The sequence below is a fragment of the Brevundimonas sp. genome (assembly GCF_004210735.1).
Classification (GTDB): domain Bacteria; phylum Pseudomonadota; class Alphaproteobacteria; order Caulobacterales; family Caulobacteraceae; genus Brevundimonas.
Map to the genome: position 1 here is coordinate 1 of NZ_SDZL01000087.1, position 7,459 is coordinate 7,459.

8 protein-coding genes and 1 pseudogene are annotated in these 7,459 nt (G+C 66.8%); 3 read left to right on the top strand and 6 right to left on the bottom strand.

The features are described 5' to 3' along the window. Positions 1 to 104 precede the first annotated feature (104 nt). From EON91_RS13430 to EON91_RS13440, 3 genes are all read left to right on the top strand, one after another. The gene (locus EON91_RS13430; protein ID WP_292095708.1) at positions 105 to 629 is read left to right on the top strand and encodes an FKBP-type peptidyl-prolyl cis-trans isomerase; all 525 of its coding nucleotides are present in this window, start codon (positions 105 to 107) and stop codon (positions 627 to 629) included. A gap of 118 nt (positions 630 to 747) precedes the next feature. Further along, positions 748 to 1,260, top strand: coding sequence for a hypothetical protein (locus tag EON91_RS13435; protein ID WP_292095711.1), 513 nt, complete (start codon positions 748 to 750; stop codon positions 1,258 to 1,260). Between the two features lie 154 nt (positions 1,261 to 1,414). Then, positions 1,415 to 3,358, top strand: a complete 1,944-nt coding sequence (locus EON91_RS13440) for a peptidase M61 (protein WP_292095713.1) — start codon at positions 1,415 to 1,417, stop codon at positions 3,356 to 3,358. Between the two features lie 228 nt (positions 3,359 to 3,586). Here EON91_RS13440 and rplL read toward each other — a convergent pair whose 3' ends face one another. The 6 genes and pseudogenes from rplL to EON91_RS13470 form a co-directional block, all read right to left on the bottom strand. Beyond that, complete coding sequence (rplL, locus tag EON91_RS13445; protein WP_292095715.1) at positions 3,587 to 3,967, bottom strand: 50S ribosomal protein L7/L12; 381 nt, start codon at positions 3,965 to 3,967, stop codon at positions 3,587 to 3,589. Between the two features lie 57 nt (positions 3,968 to 4,024). Then, positions 4,025 to 4,540: a 50S ribosomal protein L10 gene (gene rplJ / locus EON91_RS13450; RefSeq protein WP_292095718.1), complete on the bottom strand. Its 516-nt coding sequence runs from the start codon at positions 4,538 to 4,540 to the stop codon at positions 4,025 to 4,027. Positions 4,541 to 4,835: 295 nt separating this feature from the next. Further along, complete coding sequence (locus EON91_RS13455) at positions 4,836 to 5,288, bottom strand: NUDIX hydrolase (RefSeq protein ID WP_292095719.1); 453 nt, start codon at positions 5,286 to 5,288, stop codon at positions 4,836 to 4,838. Then, entirely contained in the window at positions 5,288 to 6,289 is a 1,002-nt protein-coding gene (locus tag EON91_RS13460) for an inorganic phosphate transporter (protein ID WP_292095724.1), read from the bottom strand. Before EON91_RS13460 ends, EON91_RS13455 begins: the two co-directional genes overlap by 1 nt. Positions 6,290 to 6,295: 6 nt before the next feature. Beyond that, positions 6,296 to 6,952, bottom strand: a complete 657-nt coding sequence (locus EON91_RS13465; protein WP_292095726.1) for a DUF47 domain-containing protein — start codon at positions 6,950 to 6,952, stop codon at positions 6,296 to 6,298. A 195-nt stretch (positions 6,953 to 7,147) separates the two neighbouring features. Further along, positions 7,148 to 7,459, bottom strand: a pseudogene (locus EON91_RS13470) (50S ribosomal protein L1); the annotation flags it as partial.

The window sequence follows — 7,459 nt, forward strand, 5'->3', positions numbered from 1 at the left end:
GGGCGATGCGGATCATACGGCGAGGCTTAGCATGGAATTCGCGGATTCTCCCTCCCCAAGGGCGGGGAGGGAGAATCCGCGAATTCCATGCTAAGCCTCGCCGTATGATCCGCATCGCCCCGCTCTGCGCCGCCCTCGCCCTCGCCGCCTGCGCCACCGCACCGGCCGAGCCCGTCGCCCCGACCTCGACTGTCCGCGCGCCCGTGGGCGAGGCCAGCCAGGCGAACTGGGACGCGGGGCAAAGGGCCTACCTCGACTGGAACCGCGCCCAGGACGGCTGGACCGTCACTGACAGCGGCCTGCAATACCGCCGCATCGGCCGCGCCAACCCCTCCGGCGCCCAGCCCAAGGCGACCGACACCGTCAGCGTCCACTATCGCGGGACCTTCATCGACGGGCGCGAGTTCGACAGCTCCTGGTCGCGAGGCGAACCGACCGAATTCCCGCTGAACCGCGTCATCAAGGGCTGGACCGAGGGCGTCGCCCTGATGCGTGAGGGCGAACGGTTCGAGTTCGTCATCCCGGCCGATCTGGCCTACGGCTCGCGCTGGGTCGGCGGCGACGAACTGCCGCCGAACTCGACCCTGCTGTTCACGGTCGATCTGCTGACGGTGAAGCCCGCCGCCTGATGGGTCGAACGCGCCGGTTGCGATGACCGGCGCGGAATTGCGCCGCCGTTTCAAGGCCCGCCCGTGTTCCTGCGGGCTTCGACCCGCCCTGGCCCGGGATCGCCGCATCATGGCGGGCATGAGCGATTTTCAGACCCTGTCCGGTCGTCCCGTCGTCAGTCAGCGCTCGGCCGAGGTGTGGGCGCTGGCCCGCGCCGACTATCTGGCGGGCGCCGGCGCGCCCGAGGTGTGCGAGCGCCACGGCCTGTCCCTGTCCACCTTTCGCGTTCGCGCCCGCAAGGAGGGCTGGCGGCGCATCGACCTTCCGCCGTCACCGCCGGACGCTCCCTTCACCGAGGCTGGCGAGCGCGGCCCCCTTCCTGTCTGCTCCCCGCAAGAGGCTCTGCACACTGGCGAGACCTGGGCCGGCGCGGTCGAACTGTCGGACATGGTCTGGCTGCACCTGCAACGCGCCATTCGCGCCGGGCGACTGATCGAGGCGCGGGGCTGGGCGCGCGTCCACCACGACCTGGGTCACGCATCCGCCGAAGGCCCGCCCGACCGGGCCGCCAACGCCCCCTTCATGCGCGTCATGCAGGCCAAGCTCGACGAGACCCTCGCTCACCTCGCCGCCTTCCAGTTTCCCGAATGACGGCGGTTGGCATTGCACTCTTGCACTGCATGCACTGATTTTTTCTGATCCGTGCAGTGCAATCCTGGAACGGACAATCCGTGGCTTGACGATCCGCACGACGCATCGTGATGTGCGGCCGCCGCGCTGGAGCGGCGACTGTTCCGGATTCACGATGAAGCGTCTCGTCCTCGCCGTCTGCGCCGCCGCTCTTCTGCAAGGGGCCGGCCTGCCCGCCGTCGCCCAGGTGGGCACGCCCGCCCTGCCCGTCGCCCTGGCCCCGATCCCCGCGCCTCGCGACGTGGCCTACCCCGGCGTCATCGGCATCCAGGTGGACGCCACCGACGTGAACCGCCGCATCATCCAGGTGCGCCAGACCATTCCCGTCGCCGGTCCCGGCCCGCTGGTCCTGCTGTATCCGCAATGGATCCCCGGCAATCACGGGCCGGTCGGCCCGGTGGACGACGTCGCCGGCCTGGTCTTCACCGCCAACGGCCAGCGGCTGGAATGGGTGCGCAACACCGTCCACCCCTGGGCCTTCCAGATCGAGGTCCCGGCCGGCGTCACCCAGGTCGAGGCCGCCTTCCAGTGGCTGACCCCGATCGAGAGCAGCCAGGGCCGCGTCGTCTTCACCGACGAAATGGTCAACATCCAGTGGGAAAAGGCCCTGCTCTATCCGGCGGGCTATTACTCGCGCCAGATCACCTTCAAGCCGTCGATGAAACTGCCCGCCGGCTGGCAGTACGGCGTGGCCCTGGATACCGAATCCTTCACCGAGGGACTGGCCACCTTCGCCCCCATCACGCTGGAGCATCTGGCCGACAGCCCGGTCTTCGCCGGCGCCCACTATCGCCAGATCGACCTTGATCCGGGCGGCCGCTCGCCGGTCCGACTGAACATCATCGCCGACGACGCCGACATGCTGAAGATCGACGACGAACACATCGAGCTTCACCGCAAGCTGATCGATCAGGCCGACTATCTGTACGGGGCCCGCCACTACAACCACTACGACTTCCTGCTGGCCGTGACGGACAAGTTGGGCGGCATCGGGCTGGAGCATCACCGCTCGTCCGAGAACAGCGTCGACACCCGCTATTTCACCGCCCGCAACGACACCATCGGCAACCGTGACCTGCTGGGCCACGAATACACCCACAGCTGGAACGGCAAATGGCGCCGCCCCGCCGACCAGATGGCCCCGAACCTGAACGAGCCGCTGCAGAACTCGCTGCTATGGGTCTATGAGGGCCAGACCCAGTATTGGGGCGTGGTGCTGACCGCTCGCGCCGGCCTGATGACCAGGCAGGACGCACTGGACATCTGGGCCCTGGGCGCCGCCAGCTTCCAGAACATCCCCGGCCGCCAGTGGCGCGCCATGCAGGACACCACCAACGACCCCATCATCGCACAGCGCAGCCCCCAGCCCTGGGGCACCTATCAGCGCAGCGAGGACTACTATCGCGAAGGGTCGCTGATCTGGATGGACGCCGACACCCTGATCCGCGAGCGCTCGGGCGGCCGCAAGTCGCTGGACGATTTCGCCAAGGCCTTCTTCGGCGTCCAGGACGGTAACTGGGATCCGGCGCCCTATGATTTCGACACCGTCGCCACGACCCTGAACGGCGTCCAGGCCAACGACTGGGCCGCCTTCCTGCGCGAACGCGCCGACGCCGTCGGCCCCAACTCGCGCGGTCCCCTGGATGGCATCGAGCGCGGCGGCTACCGCCTGGTCTTCAAGGAAGAAGAGAACGGCTACCAGAAGGCGCTCTATAAAGAGTACGGCCGCAACGACTTCAGCTACTCGCTGGGCCTGATGCTCAGCGGCGCCAACCGGATCACCTCGGTGACCTGGGGCGGCCCCGCCTTCGAGGTCGGCCTGACCGCCGGTTGGGAGCTGGTGGCCGTCGGTGAAAAAGCCGCCAGCCCCGCCGCCTTGCGCGACGCCATCACCGCGGCCAAGGGCGGGACCGATCCCATCGTCCTGATCGTCAAGCGCGGCGACCGCTTCCGCACCCTCAGCTTCGACTACCACGACGGCCTGCGCTACCCGCACCTGGAACGCATCCCCGGCACGCCCGACCGCCTCGGCGACATCCTGACGCCCCGGAGGCGCTGATCGACCCCTCTCCCTCCCCTTCATGGGGAGGGTGTCGGCGAAGCCGACGGGTGGGGAGGGCCAGGCGACATACGCGCCGCGCCCAGGCAGCCTTGCCGCCCCCACCCGGCCTCGCCTGCGGCTCAGCCACCCTCCCCTTCGTGGGAGGGAGAAGGTTACGGCCACCCACAAAGAAAACGGGCCCGGTGGTTTCCCACCGGGCCCGCAATCGTTCGGCCTGAGCCCAGATTACTTGATCTGGACCTTGGCGCCGGCTTCTTCGAGCTTCTTCTTCAGCTCTTCAGCGGCTTGCTTCGAGACGTTCTCGACGACGTTCTGCGGAGCGCCTTCGACCAGGTCCTTGGCTTCCTTCAGACCCAGGTCGGTGCGGACGCCGCGGACTTCCTTGATCACGTTGATCTTCTTGTCGCCGCCGTCGACCAGGACGACGGTGAACTCGGTTTGCTCTTCAGCAGCTTCAGCCGGAGCAGCGGCGCCGGCAGCAGCGGCGACGGCGACCGGAGCAGCAGCCGAAACGCCCCACTTTTCTTCCAGCAGCTTGGACAGTTCAGCGGCTTCGAGGACGGTCAGAGCCGACAGGTCTTCAACGATCTTGGCGAGGTCAGCCATTTGGATATTCCTTCGGTAGGATGAGGTTCAGAGAGAGATATGCAGAGATGACGGGGATCAGGCGGCGTCTTTGGCGGCGTATGCGCCCATGACGCGGGCCAGCTGACCGGCCGGGGCTTGCAGAACGCCGGCGATCTTGGTCGCAGGCGCCTGAACCAGGCCGATGATCTTGCCACGCAGCTGATCGAGCGACGGCAGCTTGGACAGGGCGTCGATGCCCTTGGCGTCCAGAACCTTCTCGCCCATGAAACCGCCGACGATGACGAACTTGTCGTTACCCTTGGCGAATTCAGCAGTGACCTTGGCGGCGGTGACGGGGTCCGAGGCGAAGGCGATGCCCACCGGACCCTTGAACAGGTCGTGGTAGTCGCTGCCGTCCTCGACGCCCAGCGCCTTGAGCGCCAGGCGGTTCTTCACCACCTTGAACGTGCCGCCTTCTTTACGAAGGCGACCACGCAGGTCTTCCATCTCCGCAACGGTCAGACCCAGGTTGTGGGTCACGACCACGGCGCCCGCGTCGGCGAAAACGCTTTTCAGCGATTCGATCGACTCGGCTTTTTGTGCGCGGTCCATTGCGGTCTCCAGTTTCGTATTCGACGCCGGGCTTATTCCCGACGACGGATTGGCCAAAGCGCCATGCGTCGCCGCAAAGCGTTCGGGCCGGTCGTATTGTCCGAAGGAAGCCAGACCTCGCCTGTCCGATGCGGACGGGCGGAATGTCGGTGCATCCCCATCTCCCCACGGCGTCGGAGGGCTCCCCGACAGTTATGGCATGGGTGGCCCCCACGCCCCGAAGTTCTCGGACAGGTCCGCCCCGGCCAAAAGCCGTGACGGGAAGTGGCGCTCTATACAGGCTCGCCATGGAAAATCAACCGGTGGCGTCCGCGGCCGGCTCAAACGTGCGGATCAGTTCGGCCAGGTCAGCCTCGTGCACGGAATCGGCGGCCACGTCCGGCGCCATCCAGCGCAGGTCGCGCTGCCCTTGCTCGGGGAAGCCGCCCAGCTGGATCAGGACCTCCAGCGGATAGACGGCCACCACGCACGGCCTGTCGTCGCCGGTCCGCAGGCGCTTGTCGTAGCGGAAATGGCCGATGGGGTCGTGCTGCAGCACGCCCTGAACGCCCGCCTCTTCATAGGCCTCGACCGCCGCCGCCTCGGCGTCGGTCTTGCCGACCATCCGCCCGCCCTTGGGAATGACCCAGCGGCGCGTCTCGCGCGAGGTGATCATCAGCACTTCGACAACGCCCGCGCCTGTGCGACGCCAGGGCAGCGCGGCCACCTGACGGGTCTCGGATTCCTGGGTGCGACCGACGCCAGTCATCACGTCAGGAACAATCCGCCGACGACATAGAAGATCGCGCCGATGGCCGCCGCCGCCGGCATGGTGATGAACCAGGCGGTGACGATGCTGCGCGCCACGCTCCAGCGCACGGCCGACACGCGTTTGGCCGCCCCCACGCCGACGATGGCGCCGGTGATGGTGTGGGTGGTCGAGACCGGAATGCCCATGCTGGTCGCCGCGAACAGGGTGATGGCGCCACCCGTCTCGGCGCAGAACCCTTGCTGCGGGGTCAGGCGCGTAATGCGCGAGCCCATAGTGTGGACGATCTTCCAGCCGCCGAACAGCGTGCCCAGCGCGATCGCCGCCTGACAGGTGATGACCACCCAGAAGGGCACGTGAAACTCGCCGCCCAGCATCCCGCGCGAATACAGCAGGATGGCGATGATCCCCATGGTCTTCTGGGCGTCATTGCCGCCATGACCCAGCGAATAGGCCGAGGCCGAAACGAACTGCAGCCCCCGGAACACCCGGTCCGCGAAATTGGGGTTTGACCTGACGAACAGCCACGACACCAGCAGCACCAGCAGCAACGCCAGTACGAAACCGACAGCCGGCGACAGGAAGATGGCGCCGACGGTCTTCAACACCCCTGCGATGACCACGGCGCCCGTGCCCGCCTTGGTGATCCCTGCCCCCAGCAGGCCGCCGACCAGGGCGTGCGAACTGGATGACGGAATGCCCGCCAGCCAGGTGATGACGTTCCAGCTGATCGCCCCCATCAGGGCGCCGAAGATCACCTGGTCCGAGATCACGTCTGGCGAGATGATCCCTCGCCCGATCGTGTCGGCCACATGCAGGCCGAAGAACAGGAAGGCGATGAAGTTGAAGAAGGCCGCCCACCCCACCGCATAGATCGGCGGCAGCACGCGCGTGGCGACGATGGTGGCGATCGAATTGGCCGCGTCGTGCAGGCCGTTCAGAAAATCGAACAGCAGGGCGACGCCGATCAGGAAGATCAGGATCAGGAGAGCGTGATCCATCGGACCCTACAGGTGCTCGACCAGAACGCCATTGATGCGGTTCGCAACATCCTCGAACCGGTCGATCACCTTCTCCAGATGGTCATAGATCTCGCCGCCGATGATGAAGCCCAGGGTGTTGCCGCCGGTGCCGTCATGGCGATGCAGCGCATACAGCGCCTTCATCCCCTCGTCGTACAGGGTGTCGCTCTGGCTCTCCAGTCGGGCGATCTGCTCCGTCAGGGTATTCAGGCGGTCATGGTTCTTGCGCATGGCCGGCAGCAGCGACACCGCCTCGGCCGTCAGCACCCCGCACTGGACAGCGATGTCTGCCAGCTCGCGCATCTTGGGGGCGAACTCGCGCAGCTCGTACAGGGTGACGACCTTGGCCGTCTTCTGCATCTGGTCGATGGTGTCATCCAGCGAGTTGGTCAGGCCGCGAATGTCCGAGCGGTCGAAGGGCGTGATGAAGCTGCGGCGCACGGCGAACAGCACCTCCCGCGCGACATCGTCGGCCTCGTGCTCGTGATCGACGATCTTCTGGCACCACCCTGGCGTGGCCTCGCCGCCGTCCATCATCCCCCGCAGGGCCTCGGCCCCCTTCACCAGAGTTGCGGCGTGGGCGTCGAACAGACGGAAGAAATTATCTTCCTTGGGCAGCAGCGCCTGGAACCAGCTGAGCATCGAGCCCCGTCCTTCCCTGTGACCGCAGCCTGCGACCATGCGCCCCAAAACGGCATTCAACCTCCGCCGTCAAGTCGTCAGGAGACGGATCGTTCCTTAGTCCCCAACCTCGCCGCTTCCCAACGGACGCGGGACACGAAAAAGGGCGACGACCCTGCGGTCGCCGCCCTTGATCGTTTCAGATCACGCCTGGGATCAGGCGCCCAGCGAAGCCGGGTCGATCTTGAAGCCCGGGCCCATCGTGGACGACAGGCTGATCTTCTTGACGTAGGTGCCCTTGGCGCCCGACGGCTTGGCCTTGACCAGCGCGTCGACGATCGCCTTGACGTTGGCTTCCAGGGCGTCCTGGGCGAACGAGGCCTTGCCGATGCCGGCGTGGACGATGCCCGCCTTCTCGACGCGGAACTCGACGGCGCCGCCCTTGGCGTCCTTGACGGCCTGGGCGACGTTCGGGGTCACGGTGCCGACCTTCGGGTTCGGCATCAGGCCGCGCGGGCCCAGCACCTT